20 protein-coding genes are annotated in these 24,077 nt (G+C 67.8%); 11 read left to right on the top strand and 9 right to left on the bottom strand.

The genetic code is table 11. From position 1 onward, the window contains the following. Positions 1-116: 116 nt before the first annotated feature. The 4 genes from glnA (KB201_RS11885) to KB201_RS11870 all read left to right on the top strand — a co-directional run bounded on the left by glnA (KB201_RS11885) (position 117) and on the right by KB201_RS11870 (position 6,239). A complete protein-coding gene (gene glnA / locus KB201_RS11885; RefSeq protein WP_065630066.1) occupies positions 117-1,457 on the top strand; it encodes a type I glutamate--ammonia ligase in 1,341 nt (446 codons plus the stop codon). Between the two features lie 66 nt (positions 1,458-1,523). Next, positions 1,524-4,553: a bifunctional [glutamine synthetase] adenylyltransferase/[glutamine synthetase]-adenylyl-L-tyrosine phosphorylase gene (locus KB201_RS11880; RefSeq protein WP_211539343.1), complete on the top strand. Its 3,030-nt coding sequence runs from the start codon at positions 1,524-1,526 to the stop codon at positions 4,551-4,553. 76 nt (positions 4,554-4,629) lie between these two features. Further along, positions 4,630-5,580 carry an endonuclease/exonuclease/phosphatase family protein gene (locus tag KB201_RS11875; protein WP_165629875.1) on the top strand — a complete coding sequence of 317 codons (951 nt, stop codon included), beginning with the start codon at positions 4,630-4,632 and terminating at the stop codon, positions 5,578-5,580. Next, the gene (locus KB201_RS11870) at positions 5,577-6,239 is read left to right on the top strand and encodes a heme oxygenase (biliverdin-producing) (RefSeq protein WP_165629876.1); all 663 of its coding nucleotides are present in this window, start codon (positions 5,577-5,579) and stop codon (positions 6,237-6,239) included. The genes KB201_RS11875 and KB201_RS11870 overlap by 4 nt, the downstream gene beginning before the upstream one ends. A gap of 41 nt (positions 6,240-6,280) precedes the next feature. On the opposite strand, the gene KB201_RS11865 is transcribed toward KB201_RS11870, so the two are convergent. After that, positions 6,281-6,466, bottom strand: coding sequence for a hypothetical protein (locus KB201_RS11865; protein WP_165629877.1), 186 nt, complete (start codon positions 6,464-6,466; stop codon positions 6,281-6,283). 173 nt (positions 6,467-6,639) lie between these two features. Here KB201_RS11865 and KB201_RS11860 point away from each other — a divergent pair, with 173 nt between their 5' ends. Both KB201_RS11860 and KB201_RS11855 read left to right on the top strand, forming a co-directional pair. Continuing rightward, on the top strand, positions 6,640-7,599 hold the full coding sequence (locus KB201_RS11860) for a cyclase family protein (RefSeq protein ID WP_165629878.1): 960 nt from the start codon (positions 6,640-6,642) through the stop codon (positions 7,597-7,599). A gap of 100 nt (positions 7,600-7,699) precedes the next feature. Then, positions 7,700-8,758, top strand: coding sequence for a zinc-binding dehydrogenase (locus KB201_RS11855; RefSeq protein ID WP_165629879.1), 1,059 nt, complete (start codon positions 7,700-7,702; stop codon positions 8,756-8,758). Between the two features lie 36 nt (positions 8,759-8,794). Here KB201_RS11855 and KB201_RS11850 read toward each other — a convergent pair whose 3' ends face one another. Both KB201_RS11850 and glnA (KB201_RS11845) read right to left on the bottom strand, forming a co-directional pair. Next, positions 8,795-9,049, bottom strand: a complete 255-nt coding sequence (locus KB201_RS11850; RefSeq protein ID WP_068971686.1) for a hypothetical protein — start codon at positions 9,047-9,049, stop codon at positions 8,795-8,797. 141 nt (positions 9,050-9,190) lie between these two features. Then, a complete protein-coding gene (glnA, locus tag KB201_RS11845; protein ID WP_010841141.1) occupies positions 9,191-10,624 on the bottom strand; it encodes a type I glutamate--ammonia ligase in 1,434 nt (477 codons plus the stop codon). 322 nt (positions 10,625-10,946) lie between these two features. Between glnA (KB201_RS11845) and KB201_RS11840 the strand changes: the two genes are divergently transcribed. The 3 genes from KB201_RS11840 to KB201_RS11830 all read left to right on the top strand — a co-directional run bounded on the left by KB201_RS11840 (position 10,947) and on the right by KB201_RS11830 (position 14,491). Then, positions 10,947-11,453 carry an RDD family protein gene (locus tag KB201_RS11840; protein WP_078112792.1) on the top strand — a complete coding sequence of 169 codons (507 nt, stop codon included), beginning with the start codon at positions 10,947-10,949 and terminating at the stop codon, positions 11,451-11,453. Positions 11,454-11,543: 90 nt separating this feature from the next. Further along, positions 11,544-12,983: a hypothetical protein gene (locus tag KB201_RS11835; RefSeq protein ID WP_078112793.1), complete on the top strand. Its 1,440-nt coding sequence runs from the start codon at positions 11,544-11,546 to the stop codon at positions 12,981-12,983. A gap of 35 nt (positions 12,984-13,018) precedes the next feature. After that, on the top strand, positions 13,019-14,491 hold the full coding sequence (locus KB201_RS11830) for a PQQ-binding-like beta-propeller repeat protein (protein WP_078112794.1): 1,473 nt from the start codon (positions 13,019-13,021) through the stop codon (positions 14,489-14,491). A gap of 19 nt (positions 14,492-14,510) precedes the next feature. Here the strand turns inward: KB201_RS11830 and KB201_RS11825 are convergent, their stop codons facing one another. The 6 genes from KB201_RS11825 to KB201_RS11800 all read right to left on the bottom strand — a co-directional run bounded on the left by KB201_RS11825 (position 14,511) and on the right by KB201_RS11800 (position 21,660). Next, positions 14,511-15,251, bottom strand: a complete 741-nt coding sequence (locus tag KB201_RS11825) for a DUF4191 domain-containing protein (RefSeq protein WP_058253111.1) — start codon at positions 15,249-15,251, stop codon at positions 14,511-14,513. 76 nt (positions 15,252-15,327) lie between these two features. Then, a complete protein-coding gene (lipA, locus tag KB201_RS11820) occupies positions 15,328-16,416 on the bottom strand; it encodes a lipoyl synthase (protein WP_068971687.1) in 1,089 nt (362 codons plus the stop codon). Continuing rightward, positions 16,413-17,132, bottom strand: a complete 720-nt coding sequence (lipB, locus tag KB201_RS11815) for a lipoyl(octanoyl) transferase LipB (RefSeq protein ID WP_078112795.1) — start codon at positions 17,130-17,132, stop codon at positions 16,413-16,415. The genes lipA and lipB overlap by 4 nt, the downstream gene beginning before the upstream one ends. Beyond that, positions 17,125-18,024 carry a TIGR01777 family oxidoreductase gene (locus KB201_RS11810; protein WP_211539342.1) on the bottom strand — a complete coding sequence of 300 codons (900 nt, stop codon included), beginning with the start codon at positions 18,022-18,024 and terminating at the stop codon, positions 17,125-17,127. Before KB201_RS11810 ends, lipB begins: the two co-directional genes overlap by 8 nt. Positions 18,025-18,061: 37 nt before the next feature. After that, positions 18,062-19,870, bottom strand: coding sequence for a 2-oxoglutarate dehydrogenase, E2 component, dihydrolipoamide succinyltransferase (sucB, locus tag KB201_RS11805; protein ID WP_211539341.1), 1,809 nt, complete (start codon positions 19,868-19,870; stop codon positions 18,062-18,064). A gap of 242 nt (positions 19,871-20,112) precedes the next feature. Beyond that, positions 20,113-21,660 carry a leucyl aminopeptidase gene (locus tag KB201_RS11800; RefSeq protein ID WP_078112798.1) on the bottom strand — a complete coding sequence of 516 codons (1,548 nt, stop codon included), beginning with the start codon at positions 21,658-21,660 and terminating at the stop codon, positions 20,113-20,115. 109 nt (positions 21,661-21,769) lie between these two features. Between KB201_RS11800 and gcvT the strand changes: the two genes are divergently transcribed. Both gcvT and KB201_RS11790 read left to right on the top strand, forming a co-directional pair. Then, positions 21,770-22,879, top strand: a complete 1,110-nt coding sequence (gcvT, locus tag KB201_RS11795) for a glycine cleavage system aminomethyltransferase GcvT (RefSeq protein ID WP_159371065.1) — start codon at positions 21,770-21,772, stop codon at positions 22,877-22,879. 91 nt (positions 22,880-22,970) lie between these two features. Then, positions 22,971-24,077, top strand: a complete 1,107-nt coding sequence (locus KB201_RS11790; protein ID WP_058253105.1) for a branched-chain amino acid aminotransferase — start codon at positions 22,971-22,973, stop codon at positions 24,075-24,077.

The following is a 24,077-nucleotide window of genomic DNA, read 5'->3' as shown; positions in this document are numbered from 1 at the left end:
CCAGCTACTGGTCGGACGTCTCACGATGTGGGATTGAGTCCGTAAAACTGCAGCACATCGAGTTGGAATTGCGCGTGTAACACGGATTTAACAGCGTACTTCTAATGTCGGCGACCATGGATCGCCAAAAGGAATTCGTGCTGCGGACCCTCGAGGAGCGCGACATCCGCTTCGTCCGACTGTGGTTCACCGACGTCCTCGGTTATCTGAAGTCCGTGGCGATCGCCCCGGCCGAACTCGAGGGCGCGTTCGCCGAGGGTATCGGCTTCGACGGCTCGTCCATCGAGGGATTCTCCCGGGTCTCGGAAGCCGACACCGTGGCCAAGCCTGATCCGTCGACCTTCCAGGTGCTGCCGTGGACAACCTCGGCCGGTCGGCACCATTCCGCACGCATGTTCTGCGACATCGCGATGCCCGACGGCACTCCCAGTTGGGCCGACTCACGGCATGTGCTGCGCCGGCAGCTCAACAAGGCCGCCGACCTCGGCTTCAGCTGCTACGTCCACCCCGAGATCGAGTTCTTCCTCCTCAAGGAAGCGCCCCTGGACGGGTCGGTGCCGACTCCGGCGGACTCCGGGGGGTACTTCGACCAGGCCGTCCACGACGCCGCGCCCAACTTCCGGCGGCATGCGATCGAGGCCCTGGAGTCGATGGGCATCTCGGTCGAGTTTTCCCATCACGAGGGTGCGCCCGGTCAGCAGGAGATCGACCTGCGCTACGCCGACGCGCTGTCGATGGCCGACAACGTGATGACGTTCCGCTACCTCATCAAGGAGGTGGCGATCAACGAAGGCGTGTGGGCGACGTTCATGCCCAAGCCGTTCAGCGAGCACCCCGGTTCGGCGATGCACACCCACCTCAGCCTGTTCGAGGGCGACCTCAACGCCTTCCATAACCCCGACGACCCGATGCAGCTCTCGGCCACCGGGAAGAAGTTCATCGCCGGCATCCTGCATCACGCCTCGGAGATCAGCGCGGTCACCAACCAGTGGGTGAACAGCTACAAGCGGCTCATCCACGGTGGCGAGGCGCCGACCGCGGCCACCTGGGGCGGCGCCAACCGCTCGGCGCTGATCCGCCTCCCGCTCTACACGCCGAACAAGGCGTCGTCACGCCGCATCGAGGTCCGCAGCCCCGACTCCGCCTGCAATCCGTACCTGACCTTCGCGGTGCTGCTGGCCGCCGGGCTCAAGGGCATCAACGAGGACTACGAGCTGCCCGACGAGGCCGAGGACGACGTCTGGGCACTCACCTCGGCCGAGCGTCGCGCGATGGGTTACAAGGAACTCCCCGGCAGCCTCGCCGACGCGCTGAAGGAGATGGAGAACTCGGAGCTGGTCGCCGAGGCCCTCGGCGAGCACGTGTTCGACTACTTCCTGCGCAACAAGTGGACGGAATGGACCAATTACCGCAGCCTCGTGACCCCGTTCGAGCTGCAGAACTACCTGCCGCTGTAAGGGCTGCCTTGCCCGGTCGGGGACCGCGATGTCGTGCCGATCGGATCCGGTCGCTACTTTTGTGATGTGACAACACGATCGGGACCCCCGGGGCGAGCCGGACGCAGCACCGTCCCCAGCGCGGGCCGGCTGGGTCTGCTCGACGACTCCGCACCCCGGAACCTCGCCGATCTCGGGTGGAACACGCCAGAATCGGTCGACGTGTTGTGGGCCCTGTCGCGGTCTCCCGACGCCGACCTGGCCCTCCGTACGCTCGTGCGGTTGCGCAGCGCCGTCGGCGACGAGTGGTCCGAGATCGACGGCCTGGTGCGCGCGGAGCGCGCATTCCGTGGGCGCCTGTTCGCGGTCATCGGTTCGTCGGACGCGCTCGCCGATCACCTGGTCGCCGAACCGTCGAGCTGGCGGCTCCTGCTCGCCGACGAGTTGCCCGACCGTGCCGAGGTCGACCGTCTGATGCTCGCCTCCGTCGGTGCCGAGCCCGTTCCGGGCGAGGTCGAGAAGGGCAACCGGGTGTACCGGTCGGCGCTCACCGGCCCGAAGGCCGTCATCGCACTCCGCCTGGCCTACCGCAACCTGATCCTGCAACTCGCGGCCCACGACGTCGCCTCGACCGTCGAGGACGAACCGGTGATGTGGTTGCCCGAGGTGGGTGCCTACCTGTCCGACTGCGCCGACGCCGCCCTGACCGCCGCCCTCGCCGTCGCCTTCGCCGAGGTCTGCGGGGACGATCCCATCCCGGTCCGGCTCGCCGTGGTCGCGATGGGCAAATGCGGTGCGCGCGAACTGAACTACGTCAGCGACGTCGACGTCATCTTCGTCAGTGACCCGGCCGACGGTACCGCGGCGCGGATCGCGGGCGAGATGATGCGCATCGGTTCGCTCGCGTTCTTCGAGGTCGATGCCGCGCTACGGCCCGAGGGGAAGTCCGGAGCGCTGACCCGAACCCTGGAATCGCATGTGGCCTACTACGAACGGTGGGCCAAGACCTGGGAGTTCCAAGCGCTGCTCAAGGCCCGGGCGATGACCGGCGACATGCAGCTCGCCGACGATTACATCGCCGCGGTCAAACCGATGGTGTGGAAGGCGGCCGAGCGGCCCGACTTCGTGCCCGAGGTGCAGAAGATGCGACGCCGCGTCGAATCCCTGCTCCCCGAGGACGAGCGCGAGCGCAACCTCAAACTCGGGCGCGGCAGTCTGCGCGACGTCGAGTTCGCGGTCCAGCTCCTGCAGATGGTGCACGGCCGGGTGGACGAGAACCTGCGCGTGATGCCGACCGTCGACGCGCTGGCCGCGCTCACCGCGGGCGGTTACGTCGGACGCGACGACGCCGCGAATCTCAGTGCGTCGTACCAGTTCTTGCGTCTCCTCGAACATCGGCTGCAGCTGCAGCGCATGTCCCGGACGCATCTCTTGCCGCAGCCCGACGACCACGAGGCGTTGCGCTGGCTCGCCCGCGCCGCGCACATCCGGCGAGAGGGCGAACTCGACGCGACTGGGGTGCTGCGCGAACAGATCCGCCACCAGAGCCTGCGGGTCCGCCGCTTGCACCAGAAGCTGTTCTACCGCCCGCTGCTCGAGGCGGTCACGCGCTTCAAGACCGACGAGCTCACCCTGACCGACACCTCCGCCGAGAGGCGGCTGGCCGCACTGGGTTACGCGAAACCCGATCGGGCACTGAGCCATATCCGCGCGCTGTCGAACGCGCCGGGACGCCGTGGTCAGATCCAGCTGCTCATCCTGCCGCAGTTGCTCGAACACATCGGGGACACACCGGATCCCGATGCCGGCCTGCTGAACTACCGCCGGCTGTGCGACGTGATGGAGGACACCGACTGGTTCCTGCGACTGCTGCGCGACGACGGCGTGGTGGCGGCGCGGCTGATGAAGGTGCTCGGGACGTCGGAGTACATCGCGAACATGCTGATGCGTTCCCCCGAGGTGATCCACCAGTACTCCGACGGGCCGGACGGGCCCAAGCTGTGCAACGTGCGCCCCGAGGACGTCGCCAAGGGCCTCGTCGCCTCGACGGTCCGCCAGCAGGACATGAAACGCGCTGTGGCCGTAGCGCGTTCGCATCGGCGCGCCGAGCTCGTCCGCATCGCGTCCGCCGACGTACTGGGACTGTTGGACGTGCCTGCCGTCTGCAAGGCACTGTCCAGCGTGTGGGCGGCGGTGCTCAACGCAGCGCTCACCGTGGCTATCAACATCTCCGAGCGCGAGCGGGGAACTCGGGCGCCGGCGCGCATCGCGGTGATCGGCATGGGCCGGCTCGGTGGCGGCGAACTCGGCTACGGCTCGGACGCCGACGTGATGTTCGTCTGCCAGCCCGATCGAGACGCCGAGGAGTCCGAGGCACTCAAGTGGGCACAGACGATCGCGGAGAACGTGCGGTCGATGCTCGGCAGCCCCAGCGCGGACCCGCCGCTGGAGGTCGACACCGGACTACGGCCCGAGGGCCGGAACGGCCCCATCGTGCGAACCCTCGCGTCCTACGCCGCGTACTACGCGCAATGGGCCCAGCCCTGGGAGGTCCAGGCGTTGCTGCGCGCGCACCAGGTCGCAGGCGACGAGGCGCTCGGCATCGACTTCCTGCACATGATCGACCACGTGCGGTATCCGGCCGGCGGTGTCAGCAACGACGCCGTTCGGGAGATCCGCCGGATCAAGGCCCGCGTGGACGCCGAGCGACTGCCGCGCGGAGCCGACCCGGCCACCCACACCAAGCTCGGCCGCGGTGGTCTCGCCGACATCGAGTGGACGGTGCAGCTCCTGCAGCTGAAGTATGCGCACCGCTATCGGAGCCTGCACAACACGTCGACGCTGGACTCACTGGATGCCATCGGCGCGGCGGAGTTGTTGTCGGAGAACGACGTCGCGCTGTTGAAGGACGCCTGGACGACCGCGACGAAGGCGCGCAACGCGCTGGTCCTGGTGCGTGGCAAGCCGATCGATCAACTACCTGGGCCGGGTGCACAACTGCGCCAGATCGCGTTTGCCGCGGGATGGCCGGAGGACCAGGCCAACGAGTTCCTGGAGAATTATCTCCGGGTGACGCGCCGGGCCAAGGCCGTGGTGCTGAAGGTCTTCGGGGCCTGAGCGCGGAGAGAAGCGGACGGGCGTGGAAGGGCGCAGCTGACTCCGGCGGGGGAACACCGGATCACATGGGGGAGCGATGACGAGATTTCTGTGGGCGGCCGCGTACGTCCTGGGGTGGGCGATGCTCGCCGGCGTGGTGCTGGGCGTGTTCCTGCACTTCTACCCGTCCCGCGGTGACGTCGCGCTGTACCTCACCAGCGCCGTGCAGTTCGCGTTGATCCCCGGAGTGATCGCGATCGTCGTCTTCGCGGTCCTGCGGCGCTGGTTCATGCTGGCGATTGCGCTCGTGGCCGTCGGCGGTCTGGCCTACACCCAGGTGCCGCTGGTCATCGCCAACGCGGCGCCGTCCGGCGAGCGGTTCACCGTCGTCTCCGCCAACCTCCTCTTCGGCGGAGGCGACCTGGGTGCGCTCGAGAAGATCGTCGCCGATGCCGATCCGGACCTCGTGTCCCTCCAAGAGGTCACCCCCGAGGCGCTGGAACGTCTGCGGCGCAGTGAGATCGGCCGCTCGCTGCCGCACGAGTTCGCCATTCCGTACACCTACGCGGCCGGCACCGCGATGTTCAGCAAGCGCCCGCTGGACGAGCGATACAACATCCCGGGGACGGTGCTGCACAACCTGCAGGCCCGCACCGACCTGCCCGGCGCCGCCGGGACCCAGGTCCTGGCCATCCACCCGGCGGCGCCGCTGTGGGGTCGCAACTGGGACTGGCACGACGACATGGACACGCTCGCCGCACATTTCGCCGAGCTCCCACCCGGCCGGGTGATCGCGATCGGGGACTACAACTCCACCTGGAATCACGCGAAGTACCGCAGCCTGCTGACCAACGGGCTCGTCGACGGCACCGACATGGCCGGTGCCGGGTTCCTGCCGAGCTATCCCACCGACAAGCAGCTCGGCAACCGGCCGCTGGTCGCCATCGACCGGGTCATCCTGCGCGGTTTCGTGGCCACGTCGATGGACACCCACTACCTGCCGGGTTCCGATCACCGGACTCTGGTGGTAACACTGGTGGCATCATGACGCCCGATCCCGAGAACGTCGGACCACACGACCGCCCGAGTATCTCCGAACGTCTGCGTTCGGCCACAGCGGTGGCGCACGAGCGCGCCGAGCATGCGCCGTTCATCGACGATCTGATGTCGGGCCGGTTGGACTCCGGCGAGTATCAGCGCCTGGCGGTCCAGTTGTACTTCGTCTACGAGGCGCTCGAGCGTGTCGGTGCCGACCTGGCGGGGGACCCGGTGGCCGACGCCGTGCTCGACCCGAAACTGCTTCGCCTGCAACGCCTCGGCGCCGACCTCGCCTCCTTCGGCATCGACCCGTCGACGGCGTCGCCGCTGCCGGCGGTCGCGCGCTATGTGACCGCGATCGAGTCCACGCGTGACGACCCGGCACGATATGTCGCACACCACTACACCCGCTATCTCGGCGACCTCAGCGGTGGCCAGGTGGTGGCCCACCGCATGCGAGAGCATTACGGGGTCGACGACGCGGCGCTGAGCTTCTACTCGTTCGACGGGATCGACAAGCTCAAGCGCTACAAGGACGCCTACCGGGCACGGCTCGACGCGCTACCGCTCGATGCCGAGGGGATCGAACGGCTCGTCGACGAGGCCATCGCGGCCTTCGACCACAATCAGGCGGTGTTCGGCGATCTCGACGGCGCCCGGGCGGCCTGACCCATAGGTCCGCCCGAACGTCGGGATCGTCGAATCAGGCGTCAGTTGACCTGCAGCTTGACGGTGCGGTCCAGGATGACCTCACTCAGGTCGTCGTGGCCCTTGACGAGCTCGATGCGTAGCTGGTTGTCGTCGAGACGGCTGGTGGTGCGAACCACTCGCGGGGTGCCTTCGAGGCGAATCCGGTCACCGGGTACGAGGTCTTCGACGTATACATCACGGGTCATTCGTCCAAACTACGGTCGTATTCGGTGAGTCGGCAGGGTAACAAGTCCCAAAAGTGTTACGGATCACATGCCGTATTGCGGGTGCTGTTTCGACGCACGTCAGCGTTGCCGCTCGGCACCCGATTGCACATCCAGCGCGCGTCGCGCGCTGACACCCTGCGGAAGGTGAATCGATGGCAGATGCCGCCGTGCCCGATCTCAGCGAGATCCTCGCCGACTCGCCCACCAATTGGGGCAGATGGGGACCCGATGACGAGGTGGGCAGCCTGAACCATCTGACGGCCGCACAGGTCTTGGCGGGCGCGGCGCAGATCAGGCGGGGCGCGGTGTTCACGCTTCAGCGCCTGATCGGCGATCCCCACGGTGACCCCGTGTGGCCGGGTCGTAGCCCTGCCACTCGCGAGATGACCCTTGACGAATCGCACTGGGATGACGGCAAAGGGCCTGCTTTCCCCGGAGGCATGCACTGCGCCGACGACAAGCTCACCGCATCGCTCCAGGGTTCCACGCAGTACGACGCGCTCGGCCACGTCTGGTACGACGGCCAGATCTGGAACGGGTACGACTCGAGGACCACGATCGGGGGCTTGTCGAGGGCCAGCGTCGCGCCGATCGCCGAGCGTGGAGTGGTCGGTCGCGCCGTGCTCCTCGACATCGCACGTCACCGGGGTAAGGCCTACCTGGAGCCGTACGAGACGTTCGACCACGAGGATCTGATCGCGTGTGCCGAGTACCAGGGCACGGAGATCCAGCCGCGCGACATCGTGGTGATCCGAACCAATCACCTGCAACTGTTCTTCGAGAACGCCGTCGAGTTCTACAGCGACTTCTGCGAATCCGGCCTCGTCTACTCCCGCGAACTCGTGTCCTGGTTCCAGGAGATGGAGATACCGAATCTCGTGACCGACACCATCGCGAACGGGGTGACCGTGGACCCGAACAACGGCGCCGCTCTGGTGCTGCACAACGCGCTCATGCGCAACCTCGGCGTGGCGTTCACCGAGATCTGCGACCTCGAGAAGCTCGCCGCCGATTGCGCCGACGACGGGGTCTACACGTTCTTCTACGTGGCCGCGCCGCTGAAGATCAACGAGGCCACCGGTTCTCCTGTCAACCCTGTCGCCATCAAGTGAGACTTCTTCCCGGCCGGGCAGTCGTCTCAAGGTGAGACGTTCTGCGAGCGCACCCATGCCTAATCTTCGCGCGAGGACCCGCAACCACAAGGAGTCGGCCATGAAAGCTCTCGTGTATCACGGTCCAGGTCAGAAGGCCTGGGAGGACGTTCCGAATCCGGTCCTGCTGGAACCGACGGACGCCATCGTCAAGATGGAGGTGACCACCATCTGCGGAACCGATCTGCACATCCTCAAGGGCGACGTAGCGGCGGTCACGCCGGGTCGGATCCTCGGGCACGAGGGCGTCGGAGTGGTCACCGAGGTCGGTCCGGGCTGCGAGCGGGTTCGGGTCGGGGATCGCGTGATCGTGTCCTGCGTGAGCAAGTGTGGAACGTGCGAGTTCTGCCGAGCGGGTCTGACGTCGCACTGCCAGACAGTGGGTGGCATCGGCTGGATCTTCGGTCACCTCATCGACGGCACCCAGGCCGAGTACGTCCGGGTTCCGTTCGCGGACAACGGTCTGATCGCGCTTCCCGAGAAGGTGACTCCCGAGCAGGGCACGATGCTCAGCGACATCCTGCCGACCGGCTACGAGATCGGGGTGCTCTACGGCGCCGTCGCAGAGGGCGACGTCGTCGCCGTCGTCGGGGTCGGGCCGGTCGGGCTGGCGTCGGTGATGACGGCGTCGGCGGCCGGCGCGTCGAAGGTGATCGCCGTGGACGGCAACAAGTTCCGGCTCGAGCAGTCGCGCGACTTCGGTGCGACCGACACGATCGACGTCAACGCAGGCGGGGACGTGGTCGCGCAACTCAAGGAACTCAGCCGAGGCGGGCTCGGGGTGGACGTGGCGATCGAGGCGGTCGGGGTGCCCGCGACGTTCGGCGTCGCGCTCGATTCCGTCCGTCCCGGCGGTCATGTCGCCAACGTCGGCGTGCACGGGGAGAGCGTCACCTTCCCGATCGAGCGGGACTGGATCAACAACCTCACGATCACCACCGGATTGGTCAACGCCACGACCGCACCCGAACTCCTGGAGAGCATCGAACGCGGGGACATCTCCCCGGAGAAGTTCATCACCCACCGGTTCACGTTCGATCAGTTCGACGAGGCGTACGACACGTTCGCGAACGCTGCCGACGAGCACGCGCTCAAGGTGATCATCGCCGCCGGCGACTGACGGTCCGGCCTGGTCCGGCGGCGCTGGCTCGGGTCGTCACTCCTTGGCCTCGGCGATGGAGAGAACGACCGTGGTCCGCTCGTCGGAATCCGCTACGACGTCGTCGGTCTCGTCGACCAACGAGAAGTGCCGTACGTTGGCGAGATTCACGATGTGCGCCGACCCCTCGAGCTCGAGGGCGATCGGTTCGCGCTGCCGGACCACGTCGCGGACGAACTGCATCACCTCCGGGACCGACTCCGCGAACAGCAGGCGGATCTCGAACTCGTCGGACGTCAGCAGTGTGCCCATGCGGCTCATCGTCGCACGGCGGGACGGTCGGACACGGCTGCTCGCGCGGATTGATGGATCGAACCGGCCGACAACGAAACGGCCCGCTCGGCGATCGGAGAGCGATCGCGGAGCGGGCCGAGTCGACGTCGGAGCCTGGGCTCAGCAGTCGTAGTACAGCGAGAACTCGTACGGGTGCGGACGGATCTGCACCGGCTCGATCTCGTTCTCACGCTTGAGCGCGATCCAGGTCTCGATGAGGTCCTCGGTGAACACGCCACCGGCGGTGAGGTATTCGTGATCCTCTTCGAGACGGTCGATGACCGCGGCCAGCGAGGTCGGGGCCTGCGGGATGCTCTTGGCCTCTTCCGGCGGGAGCTCGTAGAGGTCCTTGTCGACGGGCTCGTGCGGCTCGATCTTGTTCTTGATGCCGTCCAGGCCGGCCATCATCATCGCGGCGAACGCCAGGTACGGGTTGCCCGAGCTGTCCGGGCAACGGAACTCGAGGCGCTTGGCCTTCGGGTTGTTGCCGGTGATCGGGATACGCACACAGGCCGACCGGTTGCGCTGGCTGTAGACCAGGTTGATCGGGGCCTCGTAGCCCGGCACCAGACGCTTGTAGGAGTTCACGGTCGGGTTGGTGAACGCCAGCAGCGACGGTGCGTGGTGCAGGATGCCACCGATGTAGTAGCGCGCCAGGTCCGACAGGCCCGCGTAGCCGGCCTCGTCGTGGAACAGCGGCTTGCCGTCCTTCCACAGCGACTGGTGGGCGTGCATGCCCGAACCGTTGTCGCCGAAGAGCGGCTTCGGCATGAAGGTGACCGACTTGCCGTTCTGCCATGCGGTGTTCTTGATGATGTACTTGAACAGCTGCACGTCATCGGCTGCGTGGAGCAGAGTGTTGAACTTGTAGTTGATCTCCGCCTGGCCCGCGGTGCCGACCTCGTGGTGGCCGCGCTCGAGCTCGAAGCCCGAGTTCTGCAGGTTGGTGGACATCTCGTCACGCAGGTCGACGTAGTGGTCGTACGGTGCGACGGGGAAGTACCCACCCTTCGGGCGGACCTTGTAGCCGAGGTTGGGGCTGCCGTCGGGATCGGTCGGCGACGCGGTGTTCCACCAGCCGGACTCGGACTCGACCTCGTAGAAGGTGCCGTTCATCTCGGAACCGAAGGACACCGAGTCGAAGATGTAGAACTCGGCCTCGGCACCGAAGAAGCAGGTGTCGGCGACGCCGGTGGAGGCGAGGTAGTCCTCGGCCTTGCGGGCGACGTTGCGCGGGTCGCGGCTGTAGGCCTCGCGGGTGAACGGGTCGTGGACGAAGAAGCTGAGGTTCATCGTCTTGGCCTTGCGGAACGGATCGATCCGCGCGGTGGCCGGGTCGGGCAGCAGCATCATGTCCGACTCGTTGATCGACTGGAAGCCACGCACCGACGATCCGTCGAACGCCAGCCCGTCCTCGAAGACGTCCTCGTCGAAGGCCGACGCGGGGATCGAGAAGTGCTGCATGACACCGGGCAGGTCGCAGAAACGGATGTCGACGTACTCGACACCTTCCTTCTTGATGCCCTCGAGTAGTTCTTCTTTACTGCTGTACACCGTGCGGTGACTCCTTCGTGATCGGTGGTCCGTGTATGGGGACACGCCACATCCGCCACTGAGAAACAGCAGCGGATCTCAGCGGCAACCGTATGGAGGCGAAGTTGCCCATGCGTCAAGTCCGTGTTTCCCCCGTGTTACACGCGCAGTGGTGTTGGCTACACAGCGTGATCGGGGGCCGTCGCACTCGGCGCATCCCAACCCTAGCGGCAGGGGCCAACGGGCGGGACGGGTCACGACAACCAGCGACTACGATGGTTCCCAGTGCGGCGACGACGCGGACCGAGGGGGTTGCGCGGTCGCGTGAGAGGAGTCATCACCGATGGGACGAGTCACGGGTTCCTGGCTGTCGGGACCGCAGATCGGTCCCGCGGACGGCGTGGACAACGAGTACCGGGGACAGGATCTCGGCCTGCCGGAGAGCGGTCCCGGGTCGCTGGCCACCGGCTGGCCGCGGGTGGCCGGCCTGCTCGTCGACTGGCTGATCGCCGGCGGGCTCGCGATGGCGTTCTTCGGTGGCTTCAACTCGCCGCATCTGGGCACCGCGCAGATGGGCGTGTGGTTCGTCATGGGCATCTTCGCGGTGACGCTGTTCGGGTTCACCCCGGGCCAGCTCGTCATCGGGATGCGCGTCGCCCGAGTGGATTATGGCGTCGAGCGCAACACCGCCGAAGCGACCGGCGAGCAGAGCCCGGCGGCGGTCGGGATCGTCCGGGCCTTCTTCCGCCAGCTGCTGATGATCTTCCTGGTCCCGGCGCTGATCAACGACTACAACGGACGCGCCCTGCACGACCGCGCAACCGGTACCGCGCTCGTCCGGACCCGCTGACCCGGGGCGGCAGGTCGTTCTCCATACGCTAATCGATTCGCTGTGGAACTAGGGGCGGGATGGCCATCGTCGCTGTGATTTAGTGGTCGCATGCGGGGGAAGTCGGGGGCCGTCGTGGCCCTTTTCATGGGCACGGTGATCGTTGCGATGGGGGTGATCGTCACTCTGGCGGTGCCTCGGTCTGTTGACGGGCACGCCGCGGTGGTGGCAGACAGCGCGGCGACCACAGACCGCAGCGCGGTCGACGACAGGTATCCCGATGTCGACCCCCTGGCAACCACCCCGACCCCGCGGTGGTCGGCGGACATGTCTGACATCGCCGGGCTGCGAACCCCGGACACCACCCGGGTGCCGACGGTGCTCGCAGCTGATCGGCAGATCGTCGTCGGCGGTCCCACGAGCGCATCCGTCACCGAACTGATGGCCTTCGACGCTGCGGACGGCAGGCAACTCTGGCCCGAGACATCGGCGTTTCGAGCCGAGACCTGCGCTCTCAGCCGCGATGGCAGGCTCGCCTGCCTCCGTCGCGGGAGTGCGCCGACCACCGTCGATCTCGGGTTCATCGCGGTCGGCACCGGTGCGGTGACGGCGACGAAATCGTTCGAGATCGCAGACGGTCCACAAGACCCGACCCTCGCCTCCGCAGGTAACGGCTTCCTCGTCACGAGCCGGCGGTTCGTCGAAACCGAGGCCGTTTATGCGGCGACCTTGAACTGGTTCAGTTCCGACGGTTCGCATTCCTGGGTGCAGCGTCCTCCCGTGGGGCTGTCCGATCCGGAACTGTCCGAGTCCGGCAACGTGGTGGCGGTCTCTGACTACAAGCGCGGAGCGCGGGTGTACGCCCTCGACACTGGAACTGTGCTGTACGACTCCGCCCAGGACCTCGAGCCCCACGGCGGTCCGGGCGGGTCGGCCATCATCCAGGTCGCCGTGGCCCGGCCCGGCTTCGCGGTCAGCATCCTGACGAGCGCCCGTACCACCACCGTCTATGACGACAGCGGCACCCTACGCGGCACGATCGACGGCGTCGTGCTGCCCTTCGCGCCGTCCGGTTCAGAAGGAGACCTCATCCCCGTCACCGGAACCGATGTGGACAACCGTCAGGCCATCGGTGCCGCCTCATTGGAGACGCTCGAGGTCGTCGCTCTGACGGCGTTCGCCGGCAGCCTTCTCGGTACCGAACTATTGGGTGGGCAGTATGTGGCCGGTTCTGAGACGACGGGCAGCAACTCCGAGGAATGGGTGGTTCTCGATCTCGACAAACCACAGAGCGCGACGACCATGGCCGCCGGGAACAACCGTCTCCTCGCTTTCGACGGAGTTCGGGCCGTCTTCGCAGACAGGTTCGGTTCGAACTACGGTGTTCCGCAGATGGTCGCCTACGAACTGTCGAGCGGACGTGAGGTATGGACGCTTGGAAACCCGGACGGCGAGCGCGAATACCGTTTCGTCGGACCGTACCTCTTTCAAGTCATCACCGGTGTGGCCGGCGAGTCGGGTTCGCTTCGTCTGCTGGATGCGAAGCCTTGACCCGGCCGTACCCAGGCGACTATCACTCGGTCGGAATGCCGCCCTCGCGATCCCCGAGGGCCCGTCGCGGAACCGGTACGACGACCGGACTGGCGATCCTCGTACTCGGGACGCTCGCGCTCGCGACTGTGCTGACCGTGACGCTGGCGGTACCACGCACGGTCGAAGGATCGGGTACCGTGCTCGGTGCGCCGACGGGGGAGCACGGCGAGGACCCGGTCATCCGCGCCTTACCCACGCAACCCGAACCGCTGTGGGAAACGTCGGAGGAACTCGCTCTCGGCTCGCCGGAACCCGCGACGTACGTGATTCCCCTCGCCGCCGACGACCGGATGGTCATCGCTGGTGCGTCATCGGACCTCACGTCGGCAGGCGGGGTCGTGGCGCTCGACCAGACGAACGGAAGAGCGCTGTGGCGCAACCCGTCAACGTTCCTGGCCAGTGATTGCGCGTTGAGTCGGGACCGACGACTCGCCTGTGTCGCCTCGGTGAGTGACCGACAGACCGAAGTGGCGTTTCTCGAGGCTGCCACGGGCGCGGTCTCGGCGACCGCGACCGTGCGGTCTGGCCGGAGCCAGATCGTCCGCGCAGCAGACGGCTTTCTGGTCACGTCGGTGTTGTACGACTCTGTGAGCTATCGGGCCACGACCACCCTGACGGCGTTCGAATCCGACGGGCGACAGCGGTGGACCCAGGTGCTTCCCGAGCAGATAGGTGACCCGGCGTTGTCCGAGGCCGGCGACGTGATTGTCGTCGGCGACAGCGAAGTAGGAGTTCGAGTCCTGTCGCTGCCTACCGGCGACGTCCTCTACGACTCCGCCGCCGACGACGAACTTCGCGGACCGGGAGGCGCGGCCGATGATGATGACGCGCAGGGAAGTGCGAACACCTGGATCAGGGTCGCGGCGACGGGAACCGGTTTTGCGGTCAGTCACACCGTTTATCCGCGCCGATCCCTGAGGCTCTTCGATCGGCAGGGTATCGAACACGGCCTGTTGGCGGATCTCGAACTCCCGAACGGGCGCCCGACCGCGACCGAGGGCGCATTGTTGCCCGTCCAGGGCGAGAACAAATCCGACCGCCCGATCGCCGGCGCAGTGTCCACCGTGAACGGGAAGCTGCTCTGGTCCGTCGAGGGCAACATCGTCGACGACGTCTCCCTCCTGGCTGGCCGCTACGTCGGCGTGCAGGCGCTGGCCGATGTCGGCTACCGGTGGACTTTCATCGAGGCCGCTTCCGGCGTCGCCGGGGCAACGATCCCGATGAGCACTCACCAGCGGTACAAGGCCTTTGACGGCACACGCCTGATCTTCGAAGGAGACGGAGAGCAAGACGAACCCGGCCCGCGGGCGTTGGTTGCCTATGACCCGCAGAGCGGTGAGCAGGCGTGGCGGTTGAAAGAGACGCGAGACGCGGACGACGTCGACGTGCAGATCGTGGGGCCGTACCTTTTCGTCCTTGAGACGCGCTCGGGTCGCTCATCACCCACGATGACCCGTATGGGTTGAGTCGGGCCACGCGGAGGCGTCAGCCGCGGCGGCGCGCCGTGCGCTGCATGCTGCGCATCTTGGCATTCGCGGGCAGGGGACCCTTCGGCATGCCGGGGCCGGGGGCCTTGCTGCCGAGGGCGGACAGCCGGCCTTCCAGGGTCTCCATCCGCTTACGGTCGATGTTGCTGGGCAGCTTGTTGAGGTGCCGCTCGAGCTTCGACAGCGGGACCTGGCCGTCGTCGTTGCCGACCATGATCTCGTAGATCGGGGTGTCGCCGACGACCCGCGCGACCTTCTTCTTCTCCTGGCCGAGCAGTGACTTGATGCGAGTCGGGGAGCCCTCGGCGACCAGGATGATGCCGGGCTTGCCGATGACGCGGTGCACGGCGTCGAGCTGGGAGGTGCCGGCCACGGCCTGCTTGACCCGCCACTGCCCGCGCATGTTGCCCAGTGCCCATCCGGCGGCGCCGGGCTGTCCCTCGGCCTTGGTGTACACGTTCTTCTGGACGCGACGGCCGAACAGGATGAAGGCGCCGAGGATGCCCAGCACCACGCCCAGCGGGATCAGCAGCCACGGCGAACCGAGAACGAATCCGAGAGCGGTGAAGACCGCGATCGACAGGACGATGACACCCACCATGTAGGGGATGAGTCGTTTGTCTTCTTTGCGCTGCATCTGGAAGGCCTGCCAGAGCTGCTGGCGCCGTTCCTTCGATGCGGCCTTACGGGCCTTCTTCTTCTCGGCCTTGACCTCTTTGCTCACCTGCGCCTTTGCCATGAGGCCAGTTTACGTACGTGGATCGAGCGATCGGGGCATCGGGTGACCGTCCGATGATCACCGGACGCGCGGGGCGTCAGCGGGCGAGGCGTGCCATCAGGCTGGAGGCCTCCTGGCTGGCCGATCCCTCGGCCGCCAGGTGCGCGAGAGCCGGTGAGATCTCGCGACCGTGATGGGCCATCGCCTGCGCGTACAGGCGGCCCGCCCGGTACGACGACCGCACCAGCGGACCCGCCATGACGCCGGCGAATCCGACCTCCTCGGCGAACTCGGAGTGATCGACGAACTCCTCGGGCTTGACCCACCGCTCAACCGGATGATGCCGCGGCGAGGGACGCAGGTACTGCGTGATGGTCAGGATGTCGCAGCCCGCCTCGTGCAGATCCACGATCGCCGACTGCACCTCCTGCGGGGTCTCGCCCATCCCGAGGATGAGGTTCGACTTCGTCACCAGGCCGAAATCGCGTGCGGCGGTAAGGACTTCGAGGGACCGCTCGTAGCGGAAGGCCGGGCGGATGCGCTTGAAGATGCGCGGCACGGTCTCGAGGTTGTGCGCCAGTACCTCGGGCCGGGCGTCGAAGACCTCGGCCAGCAGGTCGGGCTTGGCGTGGAAGTCCGGAATGAGGTTCTCCACACCGGTACCGGGGTTGAGGCGGTGGATCGCGCGGACGGTCTCGGCGTAGAGCCAGGCACCCTCGTCGGGTAGGTCGTCGCGGGCGACGCCGGTGATGGTCGAGTAGCGCAGGCCCATCGCCTGGACGCTCTCGGCGACGCGGCGGGGTTCGTCGCGGTCGAGTTCGGCGGGCTTGCCGGTGTCGATCTGGCAGAAGTCGCAGCGTCGGGTGCACTGCTCGCCGCCGATGAGGAACGTCGCCTCGCGGTCTTCCCAGCACTCGTAGATGTTGGGACAGCCGGCCTCTTCGCAGACGGTGTGCAGACCCTCGCGCTTGACCAGGCCCTTGAGTTCGGTGAACTCCGGGCCCATCGTCGCGCGGGTGCGGATCCACTCCGGCTTGCGCTCGATGGGGGTCTGCGCGTTGCGCACCTCGAGGCGGAGCAGCTTGCGGCCCTCGGGGGCCGGGGTCGGGGTCTGTGGTGCGGATGCCGAGGCCGAGGGTGTGGCTTCGGGGGCACCGGGTCCGGGGGTGATGGGGGACGCGGTCACTGGATCGATCCTACGCTCGCAGTAGAGGATGGAGAGGACTGTGCCGACGCGACCGGGTTCGCGGTGGCGTCGAGGGCGGCGAGTACGGCATCGGCGGTGACGTCGAGCAGAGAGGCCACCGACAACGGCCGGCCGAGTTCGCGCGCCAGGGACGTGACCCCGGCGTCGGCGATCCCGCAGGGGACGATCGCCTCGAACGCCGACATGTCGGGGTCGATGTTGAGTGCGAATCCGTGCAGGGCCACCCCGCGTGCCACGCGGATACCGATCTGTCCGAGTTTGCGTTCACCGGCGTCGTCGGTGATCCACACGCCGGAACGTCCGTCGACGCGGCCGGTGGTCACGCCGAGAGCGGCGCAGACCGAGATGAGGGCCGCCTCGAGGCGACGGACGTACTCGACAACGTCGAGCGGCTCGGCAAGCTTCACGATCGGATAGCCGACGAGTTGTCCCGGTCCGTGCCAGGTGATCCGGCCGCCGCGGTCGACGTCGATGACCGGCGCCCCGTTGGTGGGCCGGTCGGCGTCCTCCGTGCGCTTGCCCGCGGTGTAGGTGGACGGATGCTCCAGCAGGAGCAGCACGTCGTGGTCCAGGACGCCGTCGGCGCGGTCGGTCGCCAGCCCGTGCTGCAGGTCATAGGCCGTCTGGTAGTCGACGACGCCGAGATGGCGGACCTCGACCGGTTCCGCACTCCCGCGGATCGGACGCTCAGTCATGACTGGTGGAACCGGTGGCGTAGGCCAGGGCCTCGTCGACACCGGGATGGGTGAAGGTGAATCCGTGATCGGTCAGCACCTTGGGTGTAACGCGCTGACTGAACAGAATCATTTCCTCGGCCATCTCGCCGCCGACCCGACGCGCCGCGAAGGCGGGTACCTGCAGGATCGTCGGGCGGTGCACGGCCCGGCCCAGAGCCGAGGTGAACTCACCGAACGGGACGGCGCCCGGCGAACTCAGGTTCACCGGCCCGGACACGTCGGAGTCGAGGAGGAACTCGATGGCGCGGATCTCGTCGATCAGGCTGATCCACGAGAAGTACTGCTTGCCGTCACCTATCGGTCCGCCGAGCCCGAGCTTGAACAACGGCCGGAGTTTGCCCAGCAGGCCGCCGTGCGTGCTGAGGACCGGCGCCGTGCGGAGCAGGACCAGACGCGTGTCCGCGCCGACGCCGGCGGTGGCGGCGCGCTCCCAGTCGACGACCAGGTCGGCGAGGAACCCCTCGCCGGGGCCGTCGGTCTCTACCGCGGCGTGGCCACCGGTGTTCCCGTAGTAGCCCGTGGCGCTGGCACTCACGAACGTCGGGATGCCGAGATCGCGGACGGCCTCGGCGAGCAGTTCGGTGGGGGTGATCCGCGAGTCCCGGAGCTCCTGTTTGAATCGGCCGGTCCACCGACCGTTGCCGACTCCCACACCGCCCAGCGAGACCACCGCCTCGACGCCGTCGAGACTCTCCGGCGGGACGCCGATCGTCTCGGGATCCCAGCTGAACTCGTCATCGGCGCGTGCCTCGCGGCGGACCAGACGTGTGACCGTGTGGCCCGCCGCGCGCAGCGAGTTGACCAGGGCGTTGCCGATGAGTCCCGATGATCCGGCGACGGCGATGCGCATTCTGTGTCCTCGGTGTGCCGTCTGAAGGAGATCTGGGCTAGAGGCCCAGGTCCGCGGCGAAGGCGGCCTCTTCGAGACGCTTCTTCACCGTGGTGAGGAAGCGGCCCGCGTCGGCGCCGTCGATCAGACGGTGATCGTAGGTCAGCGGCAGGTAGGACATCGACCGCACCGCGATCGATTCCGAACCGTCCTCACCGGTGATGACGACCGGGCGCTTGACGATCGCGCCGGTGCCCAGCATCGCCGCCTGCGGCGGCACCAGGATCGGGGTGTCGAACAGCGCGCCCTGACTTCCGATGTTGGTGATGGTGAACGTGCCGCCGGCGAGCTCGTCGGGCTTGAGGCCGTTGGAGCGCGCCCGGGACGCGATGTCGGCGATGGCGCGGGCCAGACCGGCGATCGACAGGTCGTCGGCGTTGTGGATGACCGGCGACAGCAGCCCCTGCGGGGTGTCGACCGCGATGCCGAGATGCACCTTGTCGTAGTAGGTGATCTCCTTCTTGTCCTCGTCGATCGACGCGTTGACGTTGGGATGCGCCTTCAGCGCCTCCACGACGGCCTTCGCGATGAACGGCAGGTACGTCAGGTTGACGCCCTCGGACGCCTTGAAGCTCTCCTTCGCCGCCTTGCGGAGCCCGGCGATGCGGGTCATGTCGACCTCGAAGACCTGGGTGAGCTGTGCGCTCTGCTGCAGCGACTCGCGGGTCTTCTTCGCGGTGATCTGACGGATGCGGTTGATCTTCTGCGTCGTCCCGCGCAGCTCGGCGAGCTCGGGCCGGATCTCCGGCGAGCCCGACGACGCGGCCGGCGCCGACGATGCCGCGGGCTTGGCGGCCGGGGCGGACTCCTGCGCCGGGGCCTTGGCCTCCTCGGCCGCGGCGAGCACGTCCTGCTTGCGGATGCGGCCACCGACACCGGTGCCCTTGATGGCGTTCAGGTCGATGTTGTTCTCCGCGGCGAGCTTGCGCACCAGCGGCGTCACGTACGGGGTCGACTCGACGGTCGGCGGGTCGGACTTCTCCGCGGCCTGTGCCTTGGGCTCGGGGGCCTTGGACTCCTGGGCCTTCGGCTGCGGCTTCTGCTCTTCCTCGGGGGCCGGCGCCTGCTCGGGCTCCGGCTCCGGCGCGGACTCCTGCTCGGGCTCGGGTTCCGGTTCGGGTTCCGGCTCGGGCTTCTTCTTCGACGGAGCCGCCGAGGCATCACCGATAACGGCGAGCTTGCCGCCGACCTCGATCACATCGTCCTCCTGCGCGAGGATCTCGAGCAGGGTGCCGGCGACCGGCGAGGGGATCTCGGTGTCGACCTTGTCGGTGGAGACCTCGAGCAGGGGTTCGTCGGCGGCGACCTCGTCGCCGACGGCCTTCAGCCAGTTGGTGACCGTCCCCTCGGTGACCGACTCGCCGAGTTCGGGCATGAGCACGTCGGTGCCCTCGGCCGAGCCCGAGCCGGTGTCGGCGGTGGGCTTCTCGGCGGGCGCGTCCTCGTCGACGGAGGGCTCCTCGGCGGCCTGCTCGGGCTCGGGTTCGGGCGCGGCCTCGGTCGGCTCGTCGCCGCCGGCGGCGTCGGAATCGGAATCGGCCGAACCGGAGTCGTCGGAACCGGCCTCGTCGGCGTCACCGATCAGGGCGAGATCGCCGCCGACCTCGACGACGTCGTCCTCCTGCGCGATGATCTTGGTCAGCACACCCGAAGTGGGGGCGGGGATCTCGGTGTCCACCTTGTCGGTCGACACCTCGAGCAACGGCTCGTCGGCCTCGACTGTGTCGCCCTCCTCCTTCAGCCACCGGGTGACTGTCCCCTCGGTGACACTTTCACCAAGGGCGGGCATCTGGACGGAGAAGGCCATCGTTGTGAACTCCTGAACTCGACGTGGTGGTCTGTAGGTGATGCCCAGTGGTGTGTGCGCCGTGGGCACGGGGGTCGGGAGGCGGTTGAAGACCGCGCAGATGAGTGGCGGATCAGCCGCTCATCCCCGCGGCCAACCCTACCCGTACGGTGAGCCGCCGACTCGGTTCGGCTCGTACTCGTCGGTAACGATTCTCCGGCGGCCGCGGCACCGGTCTCGGCCGCGGCTCGCCGAAGGTGTTCTCAGCCGTTCGCGGCGATGTCCTCGAGTACGGCCGCGATGGTCCGGACGGGGACGCCCGTACCGCCCTTCGTCGTGTAACCCCACGGGCCGCCGGTGTTGAAGGCGGGCCCGGCGATGTCGATGTGGGCCCACTGCACGTCCTCGGGCACGAACTCCTTCAGGAAGATGCCCGCGGCGAGCATCCCGCCCCAGCGGTGGGGGGTCACGTTCGCCAGGTCCGCGACGCGGGACTTCAGGTCTGCGCGCAGCTCGGCGGGGAGCGGCATCGCCCAGGCGTTCTCACCCACATCGGCCGACCGGGCCGCGACCCGGTCGCGGAACCCGTCGGTGCCCATGACGCCCGGTGTCCGGGTGCCGAGTGCCACCATCTGGGCGCCGGTCAGGGTCGCGGTGTCGATGAGATAGTCGGGATCGTCCTCGCAGGCCCGCACGATGGCATCGGCGAGGATCAGCCGTCCCTCGGCGTCGGTGTTGAGGACCTCGACCGTGCGACCGCCGTACTGGGTGAGCACGTCGCCGGGGCGCTGCGCAGTCGACGACGGCATGTTCTCGGCCATGGGGACGGTGGCGATCACCGTCACGTCGACATCGAGCCGGGCGGCCAGGATCGTCGCCGCGATGACCGCGGCCGCGCCGCCCATGTCCGAGGTCATCGCGTCCATGTTGGCGGCGGGTTTGATCGAGATACCGCCGGTGTCGAAGGTGATGCCCTTGCCGACGAGCGCGACCTTCTTCGGCGACTTCTTCGCGGTGTGGGTCAGCCGGACGAGGCGCGGCAGCCGGGACGAGCCCTTGCCGACGCCGATGATCCCGCCGTAACCCTGCGCCTCCAGCTGCTTGTCGTCGAGGATCTCGACCTTGAGCCCGGCCTTGCTGCCGAGGGTGCGGGCGCGGGCGGCGAACTCCTCGGGATACAGGTGGCTCGGCGGGGTGTTGACGAAGTCGCGGGCGATCGCCACCGAGTCGGCCACTGCGACCGCGCGCTCCACAGCGGCCTTGGCCTCCTTGGACTTCGATTCGACCAGCAGCGTGATGCGTTGCGGCGGAGTCTTCTTGGGCTTCGACTTGTCCGAACGGAACTCGTCGAACCGGTAGGCGCCGAGGAACAGTCCCTCGGCGGCGGCAGCCAGGTCGACGGCCGAGAGCGTGGTGGCGACCGACTCGTGACCGTCGAGTTCACGGGCGACGACGCCGGCGGCCTGCCGGACCTGGTCGGCGTCGTCGAGGTTGTCGGCATCGCCCAGGCCGACGGCGACGACGATGTCGACGGGCAGCGACTCCGGGGCCGCGGTCCGGGTGACCTCGCCGTGGGACCCGGTCGCGCCGAGGGCGGTGAGAGCGGCGGTGATGGCGGCGGCCTGGGCGTCGTCGAGGATGCCGTCGCCGATGGCAAGGGTCGGTTCGGCTGTGGGGTCGGCCTTCTCGGCGTCGTCGGGGGACGAGGCGCTGATCAGGCCGATGACCAGGGCGGAGTCGTCCTTGCCGATCGAGGTGGACAGTTCGAGTTCGGGGCCGCGCGTGCGGTCGACGGTGTCGTTCTTGCTCACCCGGTCAACTCTGCCACAGCTCCGGCGGCGCCGAGTCCCAGCGGGAGGACGTGCAGACGAACGCCGCGTCCGTGCCCGGCGGGCGGGGTCGCCCGATAGCGTGGACGGCATGAGTGAACTCCTCGCCGGGCCGATCGCCGACCGTCATGCCGCACTGGGGGCCACCTTCGCCGAGTTCGGCGGCTGGAACATGCCGGTGTCCTACTCCGGCACGGTCGCCGAGCACGCCGCGGTGCGGGAGAGCGTGGGCATCTTCGACGTCAGCCACCTCGGCAAGGCACTGGTGTCCGGCGCGGGTGCGGCGGCCTTCGTCAACTCGACGCTCACCAACGACCTCGGCAAGATCGTCCCCGGCAAAGCCCAATACACGTTGTGCTGCAACGACTCCGGCGGCGTCGTCGACGACCTGATCGCCTACCTCGTCGGCGAGCACGAGGTGTTCCTGGTGCCCAACGCGGCGAACACCGCGTCCGTGGTCGCCCAGCTGCAAGCGGTTGCGCCAGAGGGGATCTCGATCACCGACCAGCACCGCGACCTCGCCGTCCTGGCGGTGCAGGGGCCGAAGTCGCCCGAGATCCTGGCCGGGCTCGGACTGCCCGCCGACATGGAGTACATGGCGTTCGCCGATGCCGACCTGACGACCGCCAGTGGTGTGGCAGCGGTCCGCGTGTGCCGCACCGGATACACCGGTGAACGCGGGTACGAGATCGTGCCGCGGTGGGACGATGCGGGCGCCGTGTTCGACGTCCTGCTGGAGGCGATCACGGCAGCCGGCGGGTTGCCCGCCGGCCTGGGCGCACGAGACACCCTGCGTACCGAGATGGGGTACGCCCTGCACGGCCACGAGCTGGGGCCCGACATCTCGCCGGTGCAGGCGCGGTCGAGTTGGGCGGTCGGCTGGGACAAGCCGTCGTTCTTCGGACGCGACGCTCTACTCGCCGAGAAGGAGGCCGGACCGACGCGTCGTCTGTACGGGTTGCGGGCGACCGGCCGCGGAGTACCGCGTGCGGGGTGTGTGGTCCGCCTGGCGGGGACGGACCAGCAGATCGGCACCTGTACGTCGGGGACGTTCTCGCCCACCCTCAAACAGGGCATCGCACTGGCCCTGCTCGATACGGCGTCCGGGGTGCGCAAAGGCGACGAGGTCGTCGTCGACGTCCGCGGGCGGGACCTGGCGTGCGAGGTCGTGATCCCGCCGTTCGTGCCGTCGCACGTGTGACCTGCGGGCCCTCGCGCGGCGTCCCACGCAGCCCCGGGGGTCAGCCGACCGGGCGGGGAAATGCTTTTGTGCCCGGCGGTACGATGGCGTGATGACCTTGGAGTTCAACCGTACCGAGCATCCGCACCCGGTGTCTGAGGGCCGGCGCGCGGAGATCCTGTCCGCCCCCGGATTCGGGCGCCACTTCACCGACAACATGGTGATGATCGATTACGACGCAGGGGTGGGTTGGCACAACGCCACGGTGAAGCCGTACGGTCCGATCGCCCTCGACCCCGCGGCCACGGTTCTGCACTACGGCCAAGAGGTGTTCGAGGGGCTCAAGGCCTATCGGCAGCCGGACGGTTCGATCGCCGCGTTCCGCCCCGAGGCGAACGCCGCGCGTCTCCAGCGCAGCGCGGAGCGGCTCGCGATGCCCGCGCTGCCGGTCGAGGATTTCATCGCCTCGCTCAAGGCCCTGCTCGAGGCCGACAACGAGTGGGTGCCCGCCGCCGGCGGCGAAGAGGCGCTCTACCTCCGTCCGTTCATGTTCGCGTCGCAGGCCAGCCTCGGCGTCAACGCCCCGTCCTCCAGCTACATCTACTCGGTCATCGCCTCGCCGGCGGGCGCCTACTTCGCCGGTGGGATCAAGCCGGTGAGTGTCTGGCTGTCCACCGAGTATGTGCGTGCGGCACCGGGCGGCACCGGATTCGCCAAGTGCGGTGGCAACTATGCCGCCGCGTTCCTCGCCCAGCGGCAGGCCACCGAGCAGGGGTGCGACCAGGTCGTGTGGCTCGACGCGATCGAACGCCGCTTCATCGAGGAGATGGGCGGCATGAATCTGTTTTTCGTGTTCGGCTCAGGCGCCGACGCCCGGCTGGTGACCCCCGAGTTGTCGGGCTCACTGCTGCCCGGCATCACCCGTTCGTCGCTGCTGACGCTGGCCACCGATGCCGGCTTCGAGGTCGAGGAACGCAAGATCACCACCGAGGAGCTGCGCAAGGGCGTGGCGTCGGGCGACATCACCGAGGTGTTCGCCTGTGGCACCGCCGCGGTCATCACCCCGGTCGGTCGGGTCAAGGGTGAGGGCGAGGACTACACCATCAACAACGGTGAGACCGGTGAGGTGACGCAGGCGTTGCGTGACACCCTGACCGGCATCCAGCGCGGGACGTTCGCCGACACCCACGGGTGGATGACGGAGCTCTACCGCCGCTGA

It is taken from the genome of Gordonia sp. SCSIO 19800 (assembly GCF_018132775.1).
In the GTDB taxonomy this organism is placed as follows: domain Bacteria; phylum Actinomycetota; class Actinomycetes; order Mycobacteriales; family Mycobacteriaceae; genus Gordonia; species Gordonia hongkongensis.
The sequence above is the reverse complement of the archived record's forward strand: the minus strand, read 5'-3'. Positions and strand labels throughout refer to the sequence as shown.

What these genes read in the sequence shown, in the direction of transcription:
- glnA (WP_065630066.1), top strand. Translation starts at nt 117, where the DNA reads ATGGATCGCCAAAAGGAATTCGTGCTGCGGACCCTCGAGGAGCGCGAC.
- KB201_RS11875 (WP_165629875.1), top strand. Translation starts at nt 4,630, where the DNA reads ATGACGAGATTTCTGTGGGCGGCCGCGTACGTCCTGGGGTGGGCGATG.
- KB201_RS11870 (WP_165629876.1), top strand. Translation starts at nt 5,577, where the DNA reads ATGACGCCCGATCCCGAGAACGTCGGACCACACGACCGCCCGAGTATC.
- KB201_RS11865 (WP_165629877.1), bottom strand. Translation starts at nt 6,466, where the DNA reads ATGACCCGTGATGTATACGTCGAAGACCTCGTACCCGGTGACCGGATT.
- KB201_RS11860 (WP_165629878.1), top strand. Translation starts at nt 6,640, where the DNA reads ATGGCAGATGCCGCCGTGCCCGATCTCAGCGAGATCCTCGCCGACTCG.
- KB201_RS11855 (WP_165629879.1), top strand. Translation starts at nt 7,700, where the DNA reads ATGAAAGCTCTCGTGTATCACGGTCCAGGTCAGAAGGCCTGGGAGGAC.
- KB201_RS11850 (WP_068971686.1), bottom strand. Translation starts at nt 9,049, where the DNA reads ATGGGCACACTGCTGACGTCCGACGAGTTCGAGATCCGCCTGCTGTTC.
- KB201_RS11840 (WP_078112792.1), top strand. Translation starts at nt 10,947, where the DNA reads ATGGGACGAGTCACGGGTTCCTGGCTGTCGGGACCGCAGATCGGTCCC.
- KB201_RS11835 (WP_078112793.1), top strand. Translation starts at nt 11,544, where the DNA reads ATGCGGGGGAAGTCGGGGGCCGTCGTGGCCCTTTTCATGGGCACGGTG.
- KB201_RS11830 (WP_078112794.1), top strand. Translation starts at nt 13,019, where the DNA reads ATGCCGCCCTCGCGATCCCCGAGGGCCCGTCGCGGAACCGGTACGACG.
- KB201_RS11825 (WP_058253111.1), bottom strand. Translation starts at nt 15,251, where the DNA reads ATGGCAAAGGCGCAGGTGAGCAAAGAGGTCAAGGCCGAGAAGAAGAAG.
- lipB (WP_078112795.1), bottom strand. Translation starts at nt 17,132, where the DNA reads ATGACTGAGCGTCCGATCCGCGGGAGTGCGGAACCGGTCGAGGTCCGC.
- KB201_RS11810 (WP_211539342.1), bottom strand. Translation starts at nt 18,024, where the DNA reads ATGCGCATCGCCGTCGCCGGATCATCGGGACTCATCGGCAACGCCCTG.
- sucB (WP_211539341.1), bottom strand. Translation starts at nt 19,870, where the DNA reads ATGGCCTTCTCCGTCCAGATGCCCGCCCTTGGTGAAAGTGTCACCGAG.
- gcvT (WP_159371065.1), top strand. Translation starts at nt 21,770, where the DNA reads ATGAGTGAACTCCTCGCCGGGCCGATCGCCGACCGTCATGCCGCACTG.
- KB201_RS11790 (WP_058253105.1), top strand. Translation starts at nt 22,971, where the DNA reads ATGACCTTGGAGTTCAACCGTACCGAGCATCCGCACCCGGTGTCTGAG.